Source organism: Streptomyces sp. NBC_00483 (assembly GCF_036013745.1).
GTDB lineage: Bacteria > Actinomycetota > Actinomycetes > Streptomycetales > Streptomycetaceae > Streptomyces.
The window spans coordinates 5,414,452-5,435,512 of sequence record NZ_CP107880.1; the positions used below are offsets into that span (position 1 = coordinate 5,414,452).

Sequence of the window (21,061 nt, forward strand, 5' to 3'; positions counted from 1 at the left end):
CGGGGCAATGGGGTCATAAGATCACGGCGTGCGCCGCCGACCCAGATCCCGACCCAGATCCCGACTCCGACTCCCCGTCGCCCTCTTCACCGTCCTCGCCACCGTCGCCGCGTGCGACGGCGGCGTCCACGGCACCCCCGGCGCCTCGGGCCTGCGAGACCCCTACTTCCCCAAGCTCGGGAACGGCGGCTACGACGTCGGCCACTACGCCCTCGATCTCGACTACGACCCGGACACCCACCACCTGTCCGGCACCGCCGAGATCACCGCGACCGCGGGTAAGGCGCTCAGCGCGTTCAACCTGGACCTCAGAGGTCTGACGGTGCGGGAGGTCACCGTCGACGGCGAGAAGGCCGTGGCCAGCCGCGCCGGTCGCGAGGTGACCGTGCGGCCGCACGACGAGCTCCCCAAGGGGCACACCTTCCGCACCACCGTCCGCTACGACGGCGAACCCGTCACGATCACCGACCCGGACGGCACGGGCGAGGGCTGGCTGCGCACCGCCGACGGCGCGCTCGGCCTCGGCGAACCGACCGGCTCCATGGCCTGGTTCCCCGGCAACCACCACCCCTCGGACAAGGCGACGTACGACATCCGGATCACGGTCCCCGTCGGCGTACAGGCAGTGTCCAACGGGGAGTTGAGGAGCGCGAAGCGGTCGTCCGACGGTCGGCGCACCGCCTACGACTGGCGGATGCGGCAGCCGATGGCGAGCTATCTGGCGACCGTGGCCATCGGAAGGTTCGAGACGGAGCGGGGCCGCACGCCCGCCGGGATTCCCGTGTACACCGCCGTCGACCCGGACGAGGCGAAGGCGAGCGCGAAGGTTCTCGCCCGGCTGCCGGAGGTCCTCGACTGGGAGGCGGAGCGGTTCGGCGCGTACCCGTTCTCGTCCACCGGCGCGATCGTCGACCGGGCCGGGGACGTGGGCTACGCCCTGGAGACCCAGACCCGGCCCGTCTTTCCCGGTGCCCCCGATGTCGGCCTGCTCGTCCACGAGTTGGCGCACCAGTGGTACGGCGATTCGGTCACCCCGAAGTCGTGGCGCGACATGTGGCTGAACGAGGGCTTCGCGACGTACGCGGAGTGGCTGTGGGACGAGGACCACGGCGGGGACACGGCGCGGCAGACCTTCGAGGCGATCGCGAAGCGGCCCGCGAGCGACGGTGTCTGGGCCTTCCCGCCCGCGGAGCCGCCGAACGCCGCGCACCTCTCCGACTCCCCGGTCTACGAGCGCGGCGCGATGGTGCTGCAGAAGGTCCGCGAGGCGATCGGCGACACCAAATTCTTTGCTCTGTTGAGGAGTTGGCCGACGGACCACAAGTACAAGAACGCCGACACGGACGACTTCACGGCCTACGTGGAGCGCAAGAACCCCGGCAAGGGCGAGGCCCTTGCCGGGGTCTGGGAGTCCTGGCTGTACGGGAACGGCAAGCCGGAGTCGGCTAGTTGACGTTCACGGCCTTCCAGGCGGCGGCGACCGCGGTGGCCTCCGCGCCGCTCGCGCCGTACAGGTCACCGGCCGCCTTGATGGTGGCCGCGCGCGCCGCCGCGTAGTCGGTCGTGGACGTCATGTACGTGGAGAGCGCCTTGTACCAGATCTGCACGGCCTTGTCCCGGCCGATGCCGGTGACGGTGGAGCCGTCGGACGTGGGCGAGTCGTAGTCCACCCCGTTGATCGTCTTCTTTCCGCTGCCCTCGCTGAGCAGGTAGAAGAAGTGGTTGGCGACGCCCGACGAGTAGTGCACGTCGAGGCCGCCCGTGGAGCTCGACCAGGCGTCGGCGGACTTGCCGTCCTTGCTCGGCTTGTCCATGTAGCGCAGCGGGCTGCCGTCACCGTTGATGTCGATCTTCTCGCCGATGAGGTAGTCGCCGACGTCCGTGGAGTTGTTCGCGTAGAACTCCACCGCGGTACCGAAGATGTCGGACGTCGCCTCGTTGAGGCCGCCGGACTCCTTGCTGTAGTTGAGGTTCGCCGTGGCGGCGGTCAGGCCGTGGCTCATCTCGTGCGCGGCGACGTCGAGCGCGGTGAGCGGGTTCTTGTTGTCGATGCCGTCGCCGTACGTCATGCAGAAGCAGCTGTCGTCCCAGAACGCGTTGACGTACGCGTTGCCGTAGTGGACGCGGGAGTACGCGGCCTTGCCGTCGCCCGCGATGCCGCTGCGGTTCAGGGACTCCTTGTAGAAGTCCCAGGTCTCGGCGGCCCCGTAGGCGGCGTCGACGGCGGCGGTCTGCCGGTCCGCGGCGGTGCCGTCGCCCCACTTGTCGTCGGCGTCGTGGAAGAGGGTGCCGGTGCCGGACGTGCCGCCCTTCAGGTCGTACGTCTTGTGGCCGCCGCGCTCGCCGTCGACGAGGTCGTAGCCGCCGGACGCGGCGGTCGAGCCGACGGTGACGGAGCCGCTGTACTCGCTGGCGCCCGTGCCGTTCTCGATGGCCTGGTACTTGTAGAGCACCTTGCCGCTGTCGGCGTCGGTGATGACGTGCAACTCGCTGGGCGTGCCGTCGTGTTGGGTGCCCTTGACGACGGTCTCGTACGCGAGGGTGGGTGCCTTGCCCGCGTCGGCGGCCCAGACGACCTTGTGCGCGGAGCCGGCGGTGGCGCCCTTGACCGATTTCCCGGCGGCGGACTTCGCGGACTTCTTCGCGGCGGCGGTTCCGGTGGCGGCGTCCGTGGACGCCACGGATATGGAGCCCTTGCGCGCCTTGGTGGTGCCCTTGAGGTCGCCACCCTTCGCGGTGTGCACGACGAGGTCGCCGCCGAGGACGGGCAGCCCGTCGAAGGTGCGCTCGTAGCGGGTGTGGGTGGTGCCGTCGGCGTCCTTGACGACGTCGCGGGCCACCAGCTTCTCGCCGTCTGCGAGCTTCAACTGGCGTTCGGTTGTGGGGGTTTCGGCCTGCGCGTCCTTCAGGGCGGTCGCCCGTTGCGAGGCGCTGAGGGGGAGCGCCGTCGCGCCTGCCGCACGATCGGTGGCGGCGTTGGCCGAGGTGCCTGCCTGGACGCCGACGACCACCATGGCGGCGGACGCGACGAGGGCGGCGAAGCGGGGAGCTGTAGAGCGGATTCTCACTCGGACTCCTTCAGTACCCATGTGGGGTGGGGTATGTGGGGGGTTCGGAGGGAGAGTGGCACCTGCGATCAGCTCGATGGCAGATACCTGACAAAACTTTGCCGGTTCGTGTCCGAATGGCGCGGGTGATTGTCCGTTAATCGATGGGTGGTGGCCGATTCGGACCCGCAGGGAACAGCACTGAGCCCCGGCCGATGGCCGGGGCTCAGTGGTGGCTACCGCTCAGCGGTGGCTCAGACGTTCACGCCGAAGTCCTGCGCGATGCCGACGAGGCCCGAGGCGTAGCCCTGGCCCACGGCGCGGAACTTCCACTCGGCGCCATTGCGGTACAGCTCGCCGAAGACCATCGCGGTCTCGGTCGCGGCGTCCTCGGAGAGGTCGTAGCGGGCGATCTCCGTGCCGCCGGCCTGGTTCACAATGCGGATGTACGCGTTGCGGACCTGGCCGAAGTTCTGGGTGCGGGTCTCGGCGTCGTAGATCGAGACCGGGAAAACGATCTTGTCGACGTCGGCGGGCAGCGCCTGGAGGTTGACGTTGATCGCCTCGTCGTCGCCCGCGCCCTCGCCGGAGCGGTTGTCGCCGGTGTGGACGATCGACTGGTCCGGCGTCTGCTTGTTGTTGAAGAAGACGAAGTGACCGTCCGAGTAGACCTTGCCCTCGGGGTTGACCGCGATGGCCGACGCGTCGAGGTCGAAGTCGGTACCCGTGGTGGTGCGGACGTCCCAGCCGAGGCCCACGGTGACAGCGGTCAGGCCCGGAGCCTCCTTGGTGAGCGAGACGTTGCCACCCTTGGACAGGCTTACAGCCATGGTTCGGGAGTCCTTCCCTCGTTAAATACGGACGTACATGGTTGTACGTGTGCAGCCGAAGCTACTCGTACCCCTAGCAACGCCGTGAGGGGTGGGGAAGGTTCCAGGTCTCTTTACTTTCTTTACCCGGGCGTCGCGGGAGGTCCGCGGGGCCGGGAAATACGGGTGACGCGGACCGTACGGACGCGCGACCATGGACGCATGTCCGGTCCCTATCCCATCCGCGGTTCGGTCGTCCTCCCGGAGGCCGAGCTCCTTTGGCGTTTCTCGCGGTCGTCCGGGCCGGGCGGGCAGCACGTGAACACGTCCGACTCGGCGGCGGAGGTGCGCTTCGACCTCGCGGCCACGGAGGCGCTGCCGCGCGTGTGGAAGGAGCGGGCCCTGGAGCGGCTCGCTCCGCGGCTCGTGGGTGGCGTGATCTCCGTACGGGCCTCGGAGCATCGGTCGCAGTGGCGCAACCGGGAGGTGGCCGTGGTGCGGCTCGCGGCGCTCTTGGCGGAGGCCACCGCGCCGCCGCCGAAGCCGAGGCGGCCCACGCGGGTGTCGCGCGGCGTCAACGAACGCCGCCTCCGCCAGAAGAAGGCCCGCTCCGACACGAAACGCGGCCGCTCGGGCCGGGACTGGTAGGCCACTTGAGCCCCGAGGCACTCGCCGGGTAGCCGGGGCTGGGCTTGGGGCTCTGCCCCATACCCCGCTGCTCAATCGCCGCAGGGGCTTTATTTGCCCAGGTTCCGGTAGCGGCCGCGGAAGTACATCAGCGGCCCGCCCTCCGCGCTCGGCAGCGCCGCGCTCAGCACCCGGCCGATGACCAGCGTGTGGTCGCCCGCCACGACCGTGTTCTCCGTGCGGCACTCCAGCGTCGCCAACGCCCCACCCACCAGCGGAGCCCCCGTGTGCTCGCCGCGTACGTAAGGGATGTCCTGGAACAGGAGGCGGTCGCTGAGGCGGCCCTTCATGGCGAAGCGGCCCGCGATGTGGCTCTGGGATTCGGACAGGACCGAGACCGCCCACAGGGGCTGGTCGTCCAGGAGGTCGTCCATCCGGGAGCTGTTGCGCAGCGACACCATCACCAGGGGCGGGTCGAGGGAGACGGACATGAAGGCCGTCGCCGTCATGCCCGAGTCCTCGCCGGGCGGCCCGTCGGGCGTGAGCGGCGGCTCGTAGGCGGTCAGGAGGACGACGCCTGCGGCCAGGCGGGACAGGGCGGCACGGAACTCGTCGTTGCTCACCCCCTCAGCATGCCCGGAGGGGGCCGTGGCGGCCGTGGGGGAGGGGACCGAAGTGGCAGGGGACGTCTTCAACACGCCTTTAACGCTAGCCCCGGCGTCACGCGCCCCGCATCGGGCCGATGGCCGAGGCCGGTCCTAGGACCATGGGCGCGGTTCGTGTTCAGGAAACACACAGAACCCACCCGGTGAGGTGCCCCAACCCTTCATCTCCTGCTGTGACTTGAGTCACAGGAGCCATAATTTGTTGACCCTGTGTACCGGGTGCACAGCTCGCTGTGATTCAGTGGCGGTGACACTGCTGATGAACGTGCTGCTGCACGTGCGAAGCGAACCGATCCGAATTCTGGAGTGCTGTCGAGGTCTCGGGGAGAAACTGAGCATGGAGACCGAGTCGGAGCCGTACGTCCGTCTTGCGACCCTGCGTCAGCTGCACCAGGTGATGGCGGACATGAACACGGCCCGCAGTCTCGCCGACACCCTGCAGACCGTCGCGGACGGGGTCGTGAACGGGCTCGGCTACGAACTGGCGTGTGTGAACCTCGTCCGTCCCGACGGTGATCTGGTCGTCGCCGCCTTCGCGGGAAACTCCGCGGCCGAGGCCCTGATCACCGGACGCGTGGGCTCCCGCGCCGGCTGGGACCGCCGCCTCGCCATGGGTGAGCAGTGGGGCGAGCTGCGCTTCATACCGCACACCGAGGGCTGGGTCCTCGACGAGGACGACGTGCCGCAGTGGTTCACCGCCGGACCGCCGCCCCGCTTCGAGGACGAGTGGCACCCCGCCGACCGGCTCTTCGCCCCCATGTACGCGACGGGCTCCTCCGGCGGCGAACTCGTCGGCGTGATCTCCGTCGACCGCCCGCGGGGCGGCCGCATCCCCGGCGCCTGGGGCCGCGAGGCCCTCCAGATGTACGCCTTCCAGGCCGCCATCGCGATCAGCAACGCACGCCTTCGGTCCAACATGCAGCGCGCCCTGGTCCGCCTGGAGCGCGAGCAGCAGGCGCTGCGGGCCAGTGAGGAAAGCTTCCGCCAGGCCTTCGAGTACGCCCCCTCCGGGATGGCGATCGCCGAGATGGGCGGCGACCAGCACGGCCGGATCCTGCGGACCAACGACGCGCTGTGCCGCCTCCTCGGCCGCCCGGCATCGGCCATGCGCCGCTACTCGTTCTCCGACCTCGTGCACCCCGAGGACATCGGCACCCTGCTGCGCACCTCCGCCGAGGGCGGCCGCGCCGAGCTGCGCCTCGCCCGCCGCGACGGCACATACGTCTGGGTGTCCCTGCGCAACTCGGTGGTCGCCGACGCCGCCGACGGGCCGCGCTTCCTGCTCACCCACGTCGAGGACATCGAGGAGCGCAAGCGCCGCGAGCTGCACCTCGCCCACCGCGCCTCGCACGACTCGCTCACCGGCCTGCCGAACTCGGCGGAGCTGCGCGCCCGCCTCTCCGCCCGCCTCTGCCGTCGCCCGTACGAGCCCGGGCCCAGCGCCATCGACTCCCTCGACGCGGCCTACGGCGACCACCGCGGCGCCGACGCGAGCGGGATCGGCTTCGACTTCGGGGCGCCCGTCCCGCACCAGTCGAACCTGTACGAGGGGTTCGACGGCTTCGACCACCAGGTGCACGTCGCCGCGCCCGAGCCCGACGCGGCCTCCGGCGCCGACAACGGCACGAAGGGCCTCGCCGTCCTCTTCTGCGACCTCGACGGCTTCAAGTCGATCAACGACAGGTTCGGGCACAACGCGGGCGACGCCGTCCTCATCGAGGTCGCCCGCCGGCTGACCAGCGTCGTACGGGACGGGGACACGGTCGCCCGGCTCGGCGGTGACGAGTTCGTGGTGCTCGCCGACGGGCTCGGCCGCGAGGACGCCCAGGACCTCGCCGTCAGGTTGCGGAACGCCATCATTCCGCCGATTCGGGTAGACGGCAGAGCGGTGCGGGTAGGGGCCAGTTTCGGTATCGGCTGGGCCCACTGCGGTATGACGGCAGAGGAAGTGCTGCAATCCGCTGACCAGCGCATGTACGTAGAGAAAAGATCACGTAGTAAGCAGCACAGGCGGGCCGGATAGCCCCTACATTGGGCGCGGTTCCGCATTCCCGGTGAGGCCTGGGCCACGCCGTGGGGTCGCTCGTAGCGGGTACCCTCGCCGAGGTAAGCAACGTGTAGGGAGTGATCTGGGATGGCGCCCGGCAACAACAGCGGGAGCACCACGCCCGAGGACGACGATCCGTTCGGCTATCTGTACGCCGACGGGCAGGCGGCCGGGGCGACCCCGCCCGAGGGCGCGGGCGGTGGCTACGGCTACCCGAACCCGCGGTCCTCCTACCGGGCCAATCAGATCCGTACGGTCGGTGAGCGCCAGTACGGGCAGACCCAGCCGACCCAGTCGTACCAGCAGCCGAACGCGCACTACCAGGCTCCCGAGACGATGCCCGGCGGCGGCGTTCCCAGCCAGCCGGGCCCGCCGACGGCGCCGATGCGCGGTGGCGGCCGGGGTGGCGGCCCCAACACCAAGGCGCTCCTGATCGGCGCGGTCGCCGTGGTCGCGGCCGTCGTCATCGGAATCGGCGTCGCCATGCTCAGCAACGACTCGGGCGACGAGGGCAGCGAGGCCGGCAACAAGGGGTCCGGCGGCTCGGAGTCGGTGCAGCCGAGCGAGAAGCCGTCGAAGTCGGCGTCCCCCGCCAAGGTCGACCTGCCGAAGACCGACGCGAAGACCCTGAAGCTGGCCGGCGGCACCGCCACCGCGTCCGACGTGCAGGGCGCGAAGGCCGACGGCGGGGTGTACGTCGCCGGGTTCAACAAGGTGGGCGCGAGCCTGACCTGGACCGTCAACGACATCCCGAAGGACGGCGCGTACAAGCTGTACGTCGACTACGGGGTGCCCGGCAAGGACTCCGACGCCACGATCGACGTGAACGGCACGAAGCAGTCCCGCCCGCTGAACATGAAGAACTTCGCAGGCGCCAAGGAAGGTGACTGGGAGAAGGGCTGGACGAACACGTGGGCCATCGTCCAGCTCACCAAGGGGACCAACGCGATCACGGTCTCCTGTGACCAGGGCAACAAGTGCGACGCCAACTTCGACCGGATGTGGCTCACCCAGAGCTGAGTCGATCGCCGCAAGGGGCTTGAGCGAGCTTGACGGAGTCAGGCCGCCCCGACGTGTTCGGCGACCGTGACCCGGCCCACCAGGTCCTCGTACGTCGCGGTGTCGAACTCGCCCGCCACGGGGGACACCACCGTCGCCGCGGACAGTGCCACCGCGCGGGCCAGGCGCTGGGGCCACGGCAAGTGGTCGACGTGGCCGGAGAGCAGGCCCGCGACCGCCGAGTCGCCGGCGCCCGTGGGGTTGCCGCGGAGGCGGCCGGGGGCCGGGGCGCGCCACTCGCCGTCCGCCGTGAGGGCGCACAGGCCGTCCGCCCCGAGCGAGGCGACCACCGCGTGCGCCCCGCGCCGCCGCGCGTCCTTCATGGCCTGCAACGGCTCGTGGGAGCCGGTGAGTTCGGCCAGCTCGTCCGCGTTCGGCTTCACCAGGTCGGGGCGGGCCGCGACGCCGCGGCGCAGCGGTTCGCCGCTGGTGTCGAGGAGTACGGGCACCGAGGCGGCCCGCGCGGCCCGTACGAGCGTCGCGTAGGCGCCGACCGGGACGCCAGGCGGCAGGCTGCCGCACAGGGCCACCGCGGAGGCGGAGCGCAGCAGATCCGCGTACGCCTCCTGGAAGGCCGTCCACTCGGCGGGCGTGATGGTCGGACCCGGCTCGTTGAGCTGTGTCGTGTCGCCGGTCGACGCGTCGGCGACGGCGATCGTGCGGCGGGTCGCGCCGGAGACGGGCACCAGCGCGTCCGCGACGCCCGGCGTGCCGAGCAGCTGCTCCTGGAGCGTGCGGCCCGTCGCGCCGCCCACGAATCCCGTCACGGCCACCTCGTGACCGAGCGCGGCGAGCACCCGCGCCACGTTCAGACCCTTGCCGCCGGGCCGCTCGGTGACCTCGGTGACGCGGTGCGTGGCGTGCGGCCGCAGGGACCGCACCCCGTACGTGATGTCGAGCGCGGTGTTCAGCGTGACCGTGAGGATCACAGGACCCCACCCCCCTTACGTACTTTCAGTAACGGGGCCTGATCATGCCAAAGTCAAGGCGGTTGGCCCAGACCTCGGGTCAACCGCCTTGTACGAGCCGTAAGTTACGGACGGATCAGCCACTCGCCCTTGCGCAGCACGCCCTTGACCTCGAACTCCGCGTCCAGGACCACGAGATCGGCGTCCTTGCCGGGCTCCAGCGAGCCCACCTTGTCGTACATGCCGAGGAGTTGGGCCGGGTTCGCGGAGATGGCCCGGACGACGTCCTCGACGGGCAGTTTGTCGATCGTCACGGCACGCTTGAACGCCCGGTCGAGGGTCAGCGTCGAGCCCGCGATGGAGCCGCCCTCCACGAGCCGCGCCACGCTGTCCTTCACCTCGACCTCCAGCGGGCCGAGCATGTAGCGCCCGTCGCCGAACCCGGCGGCGTCCATCGCGTCGGTGATGAACGCGACCTTCTCCGCGCCCTTGTGATGGAACGCCAGCTCCAGGGCGGCCGGGTGCAGATGCGTGCCGTCGTTGATCAGCTCGACGGTGATGCGGTCGTCCTCCAGGAGCGCCGCGATCGGTCCCGGGTCGCGGTGGCCGAGGGGCGGCATCGCGTTGAAGAGGTGCGTGGCGACCGTGGCGCCCGCGTCGATGGCCGCGGCCGTCTGCTCGTACGACGCGTCGGTGTGCCCGATCGCGGCGATCACGCCGTGCTCGGCGAGGAGGCGCACGGAGTCGATGCCGCCGGGCAGTTCGGTGGCGAGAGTGACCATCTTGGCCTGGCCGCGGGCGGCGTCGATCAGCTTGCGGACCTCGGCCGGGTCGGGGTCGCGCAGCAGCGTCTCGTCGTGGGCGCCCTTGCGGCACGGCGAGATGAACGGGCCCTCGAAGTGGATGCCCGCGATCTCGCCGTGCTCGGCCAGCTCGGAGAGCAGCCCCGCGCGCTGCACGAGGAAGTCCATGTCGCCGGTGACGAAGGACGCGACGATCGTGGTCGTGCCGTGCTGCTGGTGCGTGCGCACCCCCGTGAGGATCTCGTCGATCGCACCGGAGGTGAAGGACGCGCCGCCGCCGCCGTGGTTGTGCATGTCGACGAAGCCGGGCACCACCCAGTGGCCTGTCAGGTCGACGGTCTCGGCGCCGTCGGGGGCAGCCCCGGCGATCTTCGTGCCGTCGACGATGACGCGTCCGTCGGTGACGGTCCCGGTGGGCAGAACCACCTTGGCGCCGGCGAGCACCTTTGCTGTGGCCATCAGGCGGTTACCTCCGAGGATCCAGTGGCTGCGGTGTGTTGGGGCTTTTGGCGGTCGAGCAGGTCCCAGGCGAGCAGGCCCGCGCCCAGGCATCCGGCGCTGTCCCCGAGGACGGCCGGGACGATCGTGGGGAGCGCCTGGAAGGTGACACGCTCCCCGACGGCCGCACGCAGGGGTGTGAACAAGGTTTCCCCGGCCTCGGCGAGCCCGCCACCGATGATGAGCGTGCGGGGGTCCAGCAGAGTGAGCGCGAGCACCAGCCCGTCGGCGAGCGCGTCCACCGCGTCCTGCCAGACCTGGACCGCCTTCGGGTCGCCCGCGTCGACGGCCTTCGCGCAGTCCGCCGCGGTCGCCTTCTCGTCGCCGCTCGCCTCCTGCCAGGCCAGGGTGACCGCGGAGGCGGAGGCGTACCGCTCCAGGCAGCCGCGCTGACCGCAGCCACAGGCCACACCGCCGGGGCGGACGACCACATGGCCGATCTCGCCGGCGGAGCCGTGCGCGCCGGGCTCGATGCGCCCGTCGATGCCGATGGCGCCGGCTATCCCGGTCCCCAGCGGCATGAAGAGGAACCGGTCGGCGTCCTTGCCGGCGCCGAGCCGCCCCTCGCCGAGCCCGCCGGTGCGCACGTCGTGGCCGAGCGCCACGGGGATGCCGCCGAGCCGCTCGCTGAGCAGGGCCCGCATGGGGACGTCGCGCCAGCCGAGGTTGGCCGCGAAGAGGGCGATGCCGTCCTTCTCGTCCACGACGCCGGGCACCGCGACCCCGGCGGCGCTCGCGGGCTCGCCGAGGTGCCGCTCGCCGTACGCGCGCAGTTCGGCGGCGAAGTCGAGGATCGACTCCACGACCGCGTCGGCGCCGCGCTCGCGCTGGGTCGCCCGGCGCGCCTGGTGCAGCAGATTGCCGTCGGCCCCGACCAGGGCGGCCTTCATCCCGGTGCCGCCCACGTCCAGGGCGATGACATGTTTCACGGGGGACAGTCTCGCGCGTCCACCCTTGAGAGGTCTAGTCCAGTCCCCCCTCGTTTCCGCTCCGACACCCATGTGGTGTAGACCTTCCGTGGGACCATGGGACAGGCCTGTGGCACGAGGGACAAAGTTGGAGTGCGGCAGTGCGCAAGGGGAGGACGGCTCTGACCGTGGCGGCCGCGCTCGGGGTGGTGGCCGCGTCGTCGCTGCTCACCGCCTGTGGGAGCGGTGACTCCGACGCCGTCACGCTGAAGCTGGTCGCGGCCGACTACGGCGACTCCGAGGCCAACGGCTCCCAGAAGTACTGGGACGACGTCGCCGCCGGCTTCGAGAAGCAGCACCCGGGCATCAAGGTCGACGTCGACGTCTACTCCTGGGACGTCGTCGACAAGAAGGTCAAGGACATGGTCGCCGCGGGCCACGCGCCCGACATGGCGCAGATCGGCGCGTACGCCGACTACGCCGCGGCGGACAAGCTGTACTCCGTCGACAAGCTGCTCTCCGTGCCGGTCCAGGCCGATTTCGTCGGCCAGATGAGCCAGGCGGGCGAGATCAAGGGCGCGCAGTACGGCATGCCGTTCGCCGCCTCCACGCGCCGCCTCTTCTACAACAAGAAGCTCTTCACGCAGGCCGGCATCACGCCGCCGAAGACCTGGGCCGACCTCGTGTCCGACGCCAAGGCGCTCAAGGCGCAGGGCGTGCGCTACCCCTTCGCGCTGCCGCTCGGCACGGAAGAGGCGCAGGCCGAGACGCTGATCTGGATGCTCAGCAACGGCGGCGGCTACACCGACAACGTCGGCAGCTACGCCCTCGACGACAAGAAGAACGTCGAGGCCCTGTCCTGGCTCAAGAACAACCTGGTCACCAAGGGCCTCACCGGCCCGACCGCCCCCGGCGAGCTCAACCGCACGCCCGCCTTCCAGGCCTTCGCCAAGGGCCAGGTCGGCATGTTGTCCGGCCACCCCACGCTGATGAACATGGCCAAGGCGAAGGGCGTCGACTACGGCGACGTGGCGATCCCCGGACCCGACGGCACGCCCAGGTCCACGATGGGCGTCACCGACTGGATGATGGCGTTCAAGCAGGGCGGCCACCCCAAGGAGACCGGGGCGTTCCTCGACTACGCGTACAACAAGAAGAACGTCCTCGACTTCTCCCGCAAGTACACCGTCGCGCCGGTCACGGTCTCCGCGTCGAACGCGATGACGTCCTCGGCCAAGGACAAGGCCCTGCGCCCGTTCATCGACGAGCTGGCGGGCGCCACGTACTACCCGGCCAACAAGACGTCCTGGCCCGAGGTCAGCGCCGAGATCAAGAAGCAGATCGGCTCCACGGTTACGCCGCAGGGCAGCGCGGCGGGCACCCTCGGCGCGATCCAGAACGACGCGGCGGCCGCGGAATCCGCGGAGTAGCGTGACGGGCATGGGTCCCCTCGGCGAGCGCGAACGCGCGGTGCTCACGTTCGAGGGCCGTGGCTGGTCCTCGCCGGGCGCCAAGGAGCGTGCGATCCGCGAGGAACTGGACCTGGCGCCGGTCCGCTACTTCCAACTCCTGAACGCACTCCTGGACGACCCCAGGGCCCTGGAGTTCGCTCCGGTGACGGTGAACAGGTTGCGGCGGGTGCGAGAGGCGCGGCGCGGCGAGCGCTAGCCCCGGGGCTCTGCCCCGGACCCCGCTGCTCAATCGCCGCAGGGGCTTGAGTGATACGGCTATCGTCAACGGCATGGCCAGCCATGAGCACGCCCCCCGGACAACCGCCGGCCGCGACGGCCTGGACGCCATCCTCGCCCACCCGCACCGCGCGGTGATCGCCATCGACTTCGACGGCACCCTCGCCCCCATCGTCCCGGACCCCGACCAGGCCCGTGCCCACCCCGACGTGGTCCCGGCCCTCGCCGCCCTCGCCCCGAAGGTCGCCGCGATCGCGGTCGTCACGGGCCGCCCGGCGAGCGTCGCGGTCCGCCACGGAGGCTTCTCCGGCGTCCCCGGCCTCGAACACCTCGTCGTCCTCGGGCACTACGGCGCCGAACGCTGGGACGCCGTCACCGGCACGGTCAGCGCCCCCGCCCCGCACCCCGGCGTGGCCACCGTCCGGGCCGAACTCCCCGGCGTACTGGCCGAGTCGAACCTCTGGCACGACACGTACATCGAGGAGAAGGGCCGCGCCGTCGCGATCCACACGCGCCGCGCAAAGGACCCGCAGGCCGCCTTCGACACCCTCCGCGAACCCCTGGCGGAACTCGCCGCCCGGCACGGCCTGATCGTGGAGCCGGGCCGCATGGTCCTGGAGCTGCGCCCGCCGGGCGTCGACAAGGGCGTGGCGCTCACCGAGTACGTACGGGAGGTGGGCGCCGAGTCCGTCCTCTACGCGGGCGACGACCTCGGCGACCTCCCGGCCTTCGCGGCAGTGGAGAAACTGCGCTCCGACGGGGTTCCGGGGCTCTTGGTGGCGGCGGACACGGTGGTGACCGAACTCGCCGACAGGGCCGACCTGTTGGTGGAGGGCCCCGGGGAGTTGGCCGCCTTCTTCTCAGGCCTCGCGCAGCGCCTCTAGCTGGTCCAGGAACCACTGTCCCGGCGGCAGCGCCGTCGCCGCCTCCGCGAGTCGCTTCGTGCGTTCCTCGCGCTCGTCCTGCGGCATGGCGAGCGCCTCCGCGAGGGCCCGTGAAGTCCCGGTCACGTCATAGGGGTTGACGGTCAGGGCGTCCTCGGCCAGCTCCTCGTACGCCCCCGCCTCCCGCGAGAGCACCAGCACGCACCCGTCGTCGGAGACGACCGGCACCTCCTTGGCGACCAGGTTCATCCCGTCCCTGATCGGGTTCACGAGGGCCACGTCGGCGAGCCGGTACGCGGCCAGCGAGCGCGCGAAGTCGTCCTTCACGTGGAGCACGACCGGCGTCCAACCCTCCGTACCGAAGCGGGAGTTGATGGCCTCGGCGACCCGCGCGACCTCGGCCGTGTAGTCCCGGTACACGGCCAGGTCCTGCCGCGACGGGTAGGCGAACGCGACGTGCACGACCCGTTCCCGCCATTCGGGCCGGTCCTCAAGCAGCAGCTCGTACGCCTGGAGCCCGCGCACGATGTTCTTCGACAGCTCCGTGCGGTCCACCCGCACGACGACCTTGCGGCCCTCGCCCACCTGCGCGCGCAGCGTCGCGAGCCGCTCCTCCACGTCGTCCCGGTGCGCCCGCTCGCGCAGGAAGTCCGCGTCCGCGCCCAGCCCGTGCACCCCGATCCGGGTCCCGGACGTGCCGCCGACGAGATGCGTACAGCAGTCGGTGAAGGCGTCCGCCCAGCGCCGGGTCAGGAACGCACAGCGGTCGGCACCGAGCATGCCCCTGAGCACCTGCTCGGCGATGTCGTCGGGCAGCATCCGGAAGTAGTCGACGGGTGCCCAGGGCGTGTGCGAGAAGTGCCCGATCCGCAGGTCGCCGCGGAGCTCGCGGAGCATCCCCGGCACCAGCGTCAGGTGATAGTCCTGCACGACCACGGTCGCGCCCGGCGCCGCGTCCTCGGCGAGCGCCTCGGCGAAGGCCCGGTTGTACGCCTCGTAGGACGCCCACTGCCTGCGGAACTCCGGTCCGAAGGCGGGCTCCAGGGGCGTCTGGTACAGCATGTGGTGCACGAACCACAGCACCGAGTTCGCGACCCCGTTGTACGCGTCCGTGTGCACCTCGGCGTCGATGTCGAGCATCCGCACTCCCGGCTCGGCGACCCCGCGCCGCACCGCCTCCCGGTCGCCCTCGCTCAGCGCCGAGCACACCCACAGTTTGTTCTCGACGGCGCTCAGCGCCGACACGAGACCGCCCCCGCCGCGCTTCGCCTCGATTCCTCCCGCGTCGTCGAGGACGTACGAGACCGGGCCGCGGTTGGACGCGACGAGAACCTCAGCAGCACCATGCGTCGTGGAACTCATAGGGGCACGCTAGCCCGGCCCGGAAACGTTCAAACGTAAGGCCGGGCCCCGTCGGGGGCCCGGCCGTATACGACGCCTGCGGTCAGGTCACTCCTTGCGGCTGCGCACTGCGGCGACGATCAGCGCGCCGAGCCCGCACAGCGTGACGGCGAGCCCGCCGTACAGCGGCAGAAGCGAGTCGGTGCCGGTCTCGGCCATCTCGCCACTGCTCGGCGGATTCGGCGGATTCGGCGGGGTGGGCCGGGCCTGCGGGCTCTGGCTGCCCGTCGACGGGGTCGGCGAGGGCTCGGGCGTCTGCTCGCCCGGCGGCTCGGTCGACGGGTCGGTCGGCGTCGGCGAGGGGCTGGTCGGCGTCGGTGACGGCGCCTCCCGCTCGATGACGGGCGCGATGCCGCACTGCGCGTCCGTGGAGCCCTCCTCGCAGTTGGTGCGCGGGGAGTCGGCGGTGACGCTGTTCGTGAGCTTCCCGTCGCCGCTCACCGGGTCGTTGACCTTCACGGAGTACGTGACGGTCGCGGTCTCGCCGGCCGGGATGTCACCGGTGAAGTTGATCTTCGGCTCGGTGTAGTCGACGTTCCCGATGCTCGCCTCGGCGTCGTTGTTGTACGTCGCGTCGTCGAGGTTCTCGGTGAGGTCGTCGGTGAACTTGGCGTTGGGGTACGGCAGTCGGCTGACGTTCTTCGCCTTCACCGTGTACGTGACCGTGTCGCCGGGCTCCACCTTCGCCGGGCTCGCCGTCTTGGTGATCTCCAGGTCGGGCACCGGGACGGACAGGGCGAGCGCCGAGGGGACGTAGGTGTCGCCCTTGGTGGAGAAGTCGAGCGTGGTGGAGGTCGAGCCGACCGGGATCGGCTCGTCCCCGACGGCCCGCGTGGAGCCGCTGCCCGAGACGTCGAACTCCTTCGCGTCGATGCTCAGGTTGTTGACCATCTTCGGGTCGAGGGCGCCGTCGTCCTCGGAGATGAAGAAGTTGTTGGTGTTGCCGGTGTGCGCCTCGGGGATGTTCCGGCCGCCGACGGCGAACCTGTCGCCCGGCGTGTTCCAGTCGCCCTCGTACGCGGTGACGCTCGCGTGCGGGGTGCCCGAGGTCCGGTAGAAGCCGTCCACGGTGACCCGGGTGGCGGGGGAGGTGGAGCGCTGCAGGACGTGGCCGCCGTAGATGTAGACGTTGCGGCGGTCCGGCGCGTAGGCGTCGTTGGGGCCGTCGTACTTGTAGACGACGGTCATCGACCAGCCGGCCACGCAGCCCTTGCCGGTGGGCGCCCAGATGTCGCCGACGGAGACCGGGATCGGCGCGCCGGTGCCGGTGACGCCGCTGAAGAGGCTCGTGACGTCGGCCTCGCCCGTGTAGTAGTGCGGGCCGCTGGTGGAGGCGGGGTCCTGGACCAGGTCGTCGGGGGAGACCTTGGTCGGGGCCGTGCCGTTCACACCGACCGAGGGGACCGCGTCCAGCGGGTCGCCGGGCGAGGGGACCACATTGGCGCCGGAGATGTCGCAGCGCTTCAGCTGGGCGCCGCTCGGGCCCTTGTACGTGCCGTCGTTGCCGCCGAAGAAGAGGCGGGCGTAGGCGACCTGGGCGCCGGGCGGGACGGTGACCCTGCCGGTGCTGGAGCCGTAGCCGTCGGTCGTCCCTGCGGTGTTGATCCGCTGCATGACGAACGTGTTGTTGTTGTCCTTGCCCTCGCCGTTCGCGGCGACGGCGCAGCGTCCGGCCATGGTGGCGTCGTCCGTCGGGCAGCCCATGACCGTGTTGCCGATGGTCTTGAAGTCGCCGTAGATCGATTCGTCGTAGCGCTTGGCGAAGGGGGAGACCACGTCCGCGGAGGCGGGGATCGGCGCCAGGCCCGCCATGCCCGTCAGGCAGGCGGCGAGGGTGGCGGTGACGGCGCACGCCGCCCTGCCCTTGAACCTGCCCTTGAATTGTCTGAGCCACATAAAGGGCAAGTTAGACAAAACATATGATTATGCGGCGCTTATGCGACGCGACGCTCCGCATACTCACCGATTTCGATCATCGGCGGCCGCTCCTCCGTGTCGACCTCGTGGGTACGCGGCTCGAAGCCGTCCTCCCCGCGCTCGAACTGCGTGAGCACCGGCCTGACGAGGTGCCCGCGCGCGAGGCGGAGCTGGGCCGTGCGGTAGATCGCCGCCGCCATCCGGCCGAGCGCCTGCCCGTCCTGGTGCCGGTGCTTGCGCACACCGACGTCGACCTGGGCGAGCGCGTCCAGGCCCACGGTGTGCAGCGCGTCCACCAGCAGGCCGAGCTCCACGCCGTATCCGACGGGGAACGGGAGCCGTTCGAGCAGCGAGCGCCGGGCCGCGTACTCGCCGCCCAAGGGCTGGACGAATCCGGCCAGTTGGGGCCAGTGCAGATTGAGGATCGGCCGCGCCATCAGCTCGGTCACCCGGCCGCCCTGCCCCGCGGCCCCGGCCAGCGGACGGTCGTACATCGCCTTCACGAAGTCCACGCCCGGCTCGGTGAGCAGCGGCCCGACGATGCCGGAGACGAAGTCCGCGGAGAACTCCTTCAGATCGGCGTCGACGAAGCACACGATGTCACCGGAAGTGACGAACAGGGAGCGCCACAGCACCTCACCCTTGCCGGACCTGACCGGGATCCGCGGCAGGATCGTGTCCCGGTGCTCGACGCGCGCCCCGGCCGCAGCCGCGACCTCGGAGGTGCGGTCCGTGGAGCCGGAGTCGATCACGACGAGCTCGTCGACGAGCGGCACCGCGTCCGTCATCAGCGTCCGCCGGATCTCGGAGACGATCTCGCCGACCGTCTCCTCCTCGTTCAGCGCGGGCAGTACGACACTCACCGTCCGGCCCGAGGCCTGCTTGGCGGCGACCAACCGGTGCAGCGGATGGTCGACCACGGACCAGGAGCGCCTGTTCAGCCAGCGCTCGACCTCTTCCAGCACGGTCTGCGTTCCTTCCCTCAGGACCAACATGTGATCCATCTCGCGCATCGGACGACTATCTCAAGGGTCCGGGCCTTCGGTTACAGTCTTGAACAAGGCCGGTGACCATCGCATGTCGGGGGTCGCCCGCCGCACACACAACTGAATCCACACAATCGAATACCGCTCATCCAGAGGGGCAGAGGGATACGGCCCGTTGAAGCCCCGGCAACCCTCCAGCCGGTCTCGTCCGCACACCGCAGTGCGCCCGCGAGGCTCCCGGCTAGTGAAGGTGCCAAATCCGTCTCGTGGCGAGATGCGTCGCGAGGAAGATGAGGAGAAAGGGCCTCGCCTCTCATGGCTGTACAGACTGTCGCCACCGAAACCGCCGCCACGACGGACTCCGTCGATCTGGGCCCGGCCTCCGGACTTTCCTGCCGCGAGTGCGGCGCCGTCGTTCCGCTCGGCCCCGTCTTCGCCTGCGCCGAGTGTTTCGGTCCCCTCGAAGTCGCATACGACCTTCCCGTCGGTGACCCCGAGGCGCTCCGCAAGCAGATCGAGTCCGGCCCCGCCAACATCTGGCGCTACGCCCCGCTGCTGCCCGTCCCGGCCGACGTCGCCGAGAGGCCGAACCTGAACCCCGGCTGGACCAAGCTCGTCAAGGCCGACAACCTCGGCCGTGAACTGGGCGTCGCCGAGGGCAAGTTGTTCGTCAAGGACGACTCCGGCAACCCGACGCACTCCTTCAAGGACCGCGTCGTCGCGCAGGCCATCGAGGCCGCCCGCGCCTTCGGCTTCACCACCCTCTCCTGCTCCTCCACCGGCAACCTGGCCGGCGCCGTCGGCGCCGCCGCCGCCCGTGCCGGCTTCCGGTCCTGCGTGTTCATCCCGCACGACCTGGAGCAGGGCAAGGTCGTCATGGCCGGTGTCTACGGCGGTGACCTCGTCGCCATCGAGGGCAACTACGACGACGTGAACCGCTTCTGCTCCGAGCTCATCGGCGACCCGCTGGGCGAGGGCTGGGGCTTTGTGAACGTGAACCTCCGCCCGTACTACGGCGAGGGCTCCAAGACGCTCGCGTACGAGATCTGCGAGCAGCTCGGCTGGCAGCTCCCGGACCAGCTGGTCATCCCGATCGCGTCCGGCTCGCAGTTCACGAAGATCGACAAGGGCCTGAAGGAGCTGATCAAGCTCGGGCTCGTCGAGGACAAGCCCTACAAGCTCTTCGGCGCCCAGGCCGAGGGCTGCTCCCCGGTCTCCGTCGCCTACAAGGGCGGCCACGACGTGGTCCGCCCGCAGAAGCCGACCACCATCGCCAAGTCCCTCGCCATCGGCAACCCGGCCGACGGCCCGTACGTCCTCGACATCGCGCGCCGCACCGGCGGCGCCGTGGAGGACGTCAACGACGAGCAGGTCGTCGACGCGATCAAGCTGCTCGCGCAGACGGAGGGCATCTTCGCCGAGACGGCGGGCGGTGTCACGCTGGGTGTCACCAAGAAGCTCATCGAGGCGGGCCTCATCGACCCGTCGCTGACCACGGTGGTCCTCAACACCGGTGACGGTCTCAAGACGCTGGACGCGGTCGCCGAGTCCTCGCAGGCCACCGCGACGATCCGGCCCAACCTGGACGCGTTCCGCGAGGCCGGCCTCGCCACCGACCTCTGAGCCCGACCGAACTTGTAGCAACAGGAGTTACCAGCATGAGCGTCAACGTTCGCATCCCCACCATCCTGCGCACCTACACCGGCGGCAAGGCCGAGGTCGCCGCCGAGGGCGCCACCCTCGCCGACGTCATCTCCGACCTCGAGAAGAACCACACCGGCATCGCCGCCCGCGTCCTCGACGACCAGGGCAAGCTGCGCCGCTTCGTGAACGTCTACGTGAACGACGACGACGTCCGCTTCGAGCAGGGCCTTCAGACGGCGACGCCGGACGGCGCCGGCGTCTCGATCATTCCGGCCGTCGCCGGAGGCTGACCATCAAGCACAGTGCCGGAGGCTGATCTTTCGCCGTTTTACGCAGAGTTACTTGAATTGCCCCCTCCGCAAGAGAAGCGGAGGGGGCAATTCTGCATGGTTGAGCGCGGTACAGTTGGGGAAGCTGCTGCGTTTCGCTGAGCGGTGCATGACGGGCGCATATGAGTTCTCGCCCGAAGCCCGACAAGAAGTAGCCAAAGTGTCCGGCCCTTTCGGGCCCTTTATGGCATTTACACGGCCCGACTTGCCCAAGGATACGGCGAGTTGGCCCGGTTTCCCCGATCTGGCGTGCCCAGAATTCTCGTCCGACTGACCTGTTGCAGACGGCAGTTGGGCAGATACATTCAGCCGCGGTCGACGCGTTCCGGCGCACACCCCCATATCCCATGGGGCGTGAGGTCTGACCCGGGTCCGCGAAGTGCGGTCCTGCGCAAGGGCCAGTAATAGGGGAGTTAGGCATGGCTCAGGGCACCGTCAAGTGGTTCAACGCGGAGAAGGGGTACGGCTTCATCGCGGTCGACGGTGGTGCGGATGTTTTCGTCCACTACAGCGCGATTCAGATGGACGGCTACCGCACCCTCGAAGAGGGTCAGCGGGTCGAGTTCGAGATCTCGCAGGGCCAGAAGGGGCCGCAGGCCGACATGGTCCGCGTGGCCGCCGGCTGAACGCGCGCGTCAGACTGCAAGCTTGTACGTCGCACGTTGCGGAGGGCTCGTCTCCCGGGTAACCGGGGGGCGGGCCCTTCGTGCTGAACGGGTCCCGCCTGCGCTTTCGTGGTACGGCCTTGCGCCCGCCCGTCGCCCGACCGCCACCCCTCAACGATCCCGCTGCGCGGGAGCACCTTGCACTCGTAGGGGTCGAGTGCTAATCATTGGGCTTA

At 70.2% G+C, this 21,061-nt stretch carries 19 protein-coding genes and 1 riboswitch; of the genes, 10 read left to right on the forward strand and 9 right to left on the reverse strand.

Translation table 11 applies throughout. The annotated features are described in order from the left end of the window. Positions 1–28: 28 nt before the first annotated feature. Entirely contained in the window at positions 29–1,453 is a 1,425-nt protein-coding gene (locus OHA73_RS24275) for a M1 family metallopeptidase (protein WP_327656115.1), read from the forward strand. On the opposite strand, the gene OHA73_RS24280 is transcribed toward OHA73_RS24275, so the two are convergent. Then, positions 1,446–3,089: a M4 family metallopeptidase gene (locus OHA73_RS24280; RefSeq protein WP_443063120.1), complete on the reverse strand. Its 1,644-nt coding sequence runs from the start codon at positions 3,087–3,089 to the stop codon at positions 1,446–1,448. The genes OHA73_RS24275 and OHA73_RS24280 overlap by 8 nt on opposite strands. A 212-nt stretch (positions 3,090–3,301) precedes the next feature. After that, positions 3,302–3,877 (reverse strand): TerD family protein, encoded by a 576-nt coding sequence (locus tag OHA73_RS24285; protein WP_266712572.1) that lies wholly within the window; start codon positions 3,875–3,877, stop codon positions 3,302–3,304. 201 nt (positions 3,878–4,078) lie between these two features. Here OHA73_RS24285 and arfB point away from each other — a divergent pair, with 201 nt between their 5' ends. After that, positions 4,079–4,504 carry an alternative ribosome rescue aminoacyl-tRNA hydrolase ArfB gene (gene arfB, locus OHA73_RS24290; protein WP_266712573.1) on the forward strand — a complete coding sequence of 142 codons (426 nt, stop codon included), beginning with the start codon at positions 4,079–4,081 and terminating at the stop codon, positions 4,502–4,504. Between the two features lie 89 nt (positions 4,505–4,593). Here arfB and OHA73_RS24295 read toward each other — a convergent pair whose 3' ends face one another. Next, complete coding sequence (locus tag OHA73_RS24295; protein WP_267069665.1) at positions 4,594–5,181, reverse strand: flavin reductase family protein; 588 nt, start codon at positions 5,179–5,181, stop codon at positions 4,594–4,596. Between the two features lie 304 nt (positions 5,182–5,485). Here OHA73_RS24295 and cdgB point away from each other — a divergent pair, with 304 nt between their 5' ends. Next, on the forward strand, positions 5,486–7,171 hold the full coding sequence (gene cdgB, locus OHA73_RS24300; RefSeq protein WP_327656116.1) for a diguanylate cyclase CdgB: 1,686 nt from the start codon (positions 5,486–5,488) through the stop codon (positions 7,169–7,171). A gap of 111 nt (positions 7,172–7,282) precedes the next feature. Beyond that, on the forward strand, positions 7,283–8,215 hold the full coding sequence (locus OHA73_RS24305; RefSeq protein ID WP_267069664.1) for a carbohydrate-binding protein: 933 nt from the start codon (positions 7,283–7,285) through the stop codon (positions 8,213–8,215). Positions 8,216–8,253: 38 nt separating this feature from the next. Here OHA73_RS24305 and OHA73_RS24310 read toward each other — a convergent pair whose 3' ends face one another. The 3 genes from OHA73_RS24310 to OHA73_RS24320 all read right to left on the reverse strand — a co-directional run bounded on the left by OHA73_RS24310 (position 8,254) and on the right by OHA73_RS24320 (position 11,392). Then, the gene (locus OHA73_RS24310) at positions 8,254–9,183 is read right to left on the reverse strand and encodes a 1-phosphofructokinase family hexose kinase (protein WP_327656117.1); all 930 of its coding nucleotides are present in this window, start codon (positions 9,181–9,183) and stop codon (positions 8,254–8,256) included. A 104-nt stretch (positions 9,184–9,287) separates the two neighbouring features. Then, on the reverse strand, positions 9,288–10,424 hold the full coding sequence (nagA, locus tag OHA73_RS24315) for an N-acetylglucosamine-6-phosphate deacetylase (protein ID WP_266712578.1): 1,137 nt from the start codon (positions 10,422–10,424) through the stop codon (positions 9,288–9,290). Further along, the gene (locus tag OHA73_RS24320) at positions 10,424–11,392 is read right to left on the reverse strand and encodes an ROK family protein (protein WP_327656118.1); all 969 of its coding nucleotides are present in this window, start codon (positions 11,390–11,392) and stop codon (positions 10,424–10,426) included. Before OHA73_RS24320 ends, nagA begins: the two co-directional genes overlap by 1 nt. A 140-nt stretch (positions 11,393–11,532) precedes the next feature. Between OHA73_RS24320 and OHA73_RS24325 the strand changes: the two genes are divergently transcribed. The 3 genes from OHA73_RS24325 (at position 11,533) to otsB (ending at position 13,943) form a co-directional block, all read left to right on the forward strand. Further along, complete coding sequence (locus OHA73_RS24325) at positions 11,533–12,801, forward strand: ABC transporter substrate-binding protein (RefSeq protein ID WP_327656119.1); 1,269 nt, start codon at positions 11,533–11,535, stop codon at positions 12,799–12,801. 10 nt (positions 12,802–12,811) lie between these two features. Then, positions 12,812–13,039, forward strand: coding sequence for a DUF3263 domain-containing protein (locus OHA73_RS24330; RefSeq protein ID WP_267069659.1), 228 nt, complete (start codon positions 12,812–12,814; stop codon positions 13,037–13,039). Positions 13,040–13,112: 73 nt separating this feature from the next. Next, positions 13,113–13,943: a trehalose-phosphatase gene (otsB, locus tag OHA73_RS24335; protein ID WP_266712582.1), complete on the forward strand. Its 831-nt coding sequence runs from the start codon at positions 13,113–13,115 to the stop codon at positions 13,941–13,943. On the opposite strand, the gene OHA73_RS24340 is transcribed toward otsB, so the two are convergent. From OHA73_RS24340 to OHA73_RS24350, 3 genes are all read right to left on the reverse strand, one after another. Then, complete coding sequence (locus OHA73_RS24340) at positions 13,920–15,305, reverse strand: alpha,alpha-trehalose-phosphate synthase (UDP-forming) (protein WP_327656120.1); 1,386 nt, start codon at positions 15,303–15,305, stop codon at positions 13,920–13,922. The genes otsB and OHA73_RS24340 overlap by 24 nt on opposite strands. 87 nt (positions 15,306–15,392) lie before the next feature. Then, positions 15,393–17,240, reverse strand: a complete 1,848-nt coding sequence (locus tag OHA73_RS24345; RefSeq protein WP_327656121.1) for a DUF7927 domain-containing protein — start codon at positions 17,238–17,240, stop codon at positions 15,393–15,395. 38 nt (positions 17,241–17,278) lie between these two features. Next, positions 17,279–18,226 (reverse strand): glucosyl-3-phosphoglycerate synthase, encoded by a 948-nt coding sequence (locus tag OHA73_RS24350; protein WP_327658517.1) that lies wholly within the window; start codon positions 18,224–18,226, stop codon positions 17,279–17,281. Between the two features lie 163 nt (positions 18,227–18,389). Beyond that, a riboswitch (SAM riboswitch) is annotated at positions 18,390–18,544 on the forward strand. Between the two features lie 18 nt (positions 18,545–18,562). Here OHA73_RS24350 and thrC point away from each other — a divergent pair. From thrC to OHA73_RS24365, 3 genes are all read left to right on the forward strand, one after another. Continuing rightward, positions 18,563–19,870 (forward strand): threonine synthase, encoded by a 1,308-nt coding sequence (gene thrC / locus OHA73_RS24355; RefSeq protein WP_327656122.1) that lies wholly within the window; start codon positions 18,563–18,565, stop codon positions 19,868–19,870. A 35-nt stretch (positions 19,871–19,905) separates the two neighbouring features. Continuing rightward, positions 19,906–20,181 carry a ubiquitin-like small modifier protein 1 gene (locus OHA73_RS24360; RefSeq protein WP_266712586.1) on the forward strand — a complete coding sequence of 92 codons (276 nt, stop codon included), beginning with the start codon at positions 19,906–19,908 and terminating at the stop codon, positions 20,179–20,181. A gap of 458 nt (positions 20,182–20,639) precedes the next feature. Further along, a complete protein-coding gene (locus tag OHA73_RS24365) occupies positions 20,640–20,846 on the forward strand; it encodes a cold-shock protein (protein ID WP_030576453.1) in 207 nt (68 codons plus the stop codon). Positions 20,847–21,061 lie beyond the last annotated feature (215 nt).

Excerpts from the sequence above, each read along its gene's own strand:
- OHA73_RS24305 (WP_267069664.1), top strand. The coding sequence starts at position 7,283 with ATGGCGCCCGGCAACAACAGCGGGAGCACCACGCCCGAGGACGACGAT.
- OHA73_RS24340 (WP_327656120.1), bottom strand. The coding sequence starts at position 15,305 with ATGAGTTCCACGACGCATGGTGCTGCTGAGGTTCTCGTCGCGTCCAAC.
- cdgB (WP_327656116.1), top strand. The coding sequence starts at position 5,486 with ATGGAGACCGAGTCGGAGCCGTACGTCCGTCTTGCGACCCTGCGTCAG.
- thrC (WP_327656122.1), top strand. The coding sequence starts at position 18,563 with ATGGCTGTACAGACTGTCGCCACCGAAACCGCCGCCACGACGGACTCC.
- otsB (WP_266712582.1), top strand. The coding sequence starts at position 13,113 with ATGGCCAGCCATGAGCACGCCCCCCGGACAACCGCCGGCCGCGACGGC.
- OHA73_RS24330 (WP_267069659.1), top strand. The coding sequence starts at position 12,812 with ATGGGTCCCCTCGGCGAGCGCGAACGCGCGGTGCTCACGTTCGAGGGC.
- OHA73_RS24365 (WP_030576453.1), top strand. The coding sequence starts at position 20,640 with ATGGCTCAGGGCACCGTCAAGTGGTTCAACGCGGAGAAGGGGTACGGC.
- OHA73_RS24345 (WP_327656121.1), bottom strand. The coding sequence starts at position 17,240 with ATGTGGCTCAGACAATTCAAGGGCAGGTTCAAGGGCAGGGCGGCGTGC.
- nagA (WP_266712578.1), bottom strand. The coding sequence starts at position 10,424 with ATGGCCACAGCAAAGGTGCTCGCCGGCGCCAAGGTGGTTCTGCCCACC.
- OHA73_RS24360 (WP_266712586.1), top strand. The coding sequence starts at position 19,906 with ATGAGCGTCAACGTTCGCATCCCCACCATCCTGCGCACCTACACCGGC.
- OHA73_RS24285 (WP_266712572.1), bottom strand. The coding sequence starts at position 3,877 with ATGGCTGTAAGCCTGTCCAAGGGTGGCAACGTCTCGCTCACCAAGGAG.
- OHA73_RS24280 (WP_443063120.1), bottom strand. The coding sequence starts at position 3,089 with ATGGGTACTGAAGGAGTCCGAGTGAGAATCCGCTCTACAGCTCCCCGC.
- arfB (WP_266712573.1), top strand. The coding sequence starts at position 4,079 with ATGTCCGGTCCCTATCCCATCCGCGGTTCGGTCGTCCTCCCGGAGGCC.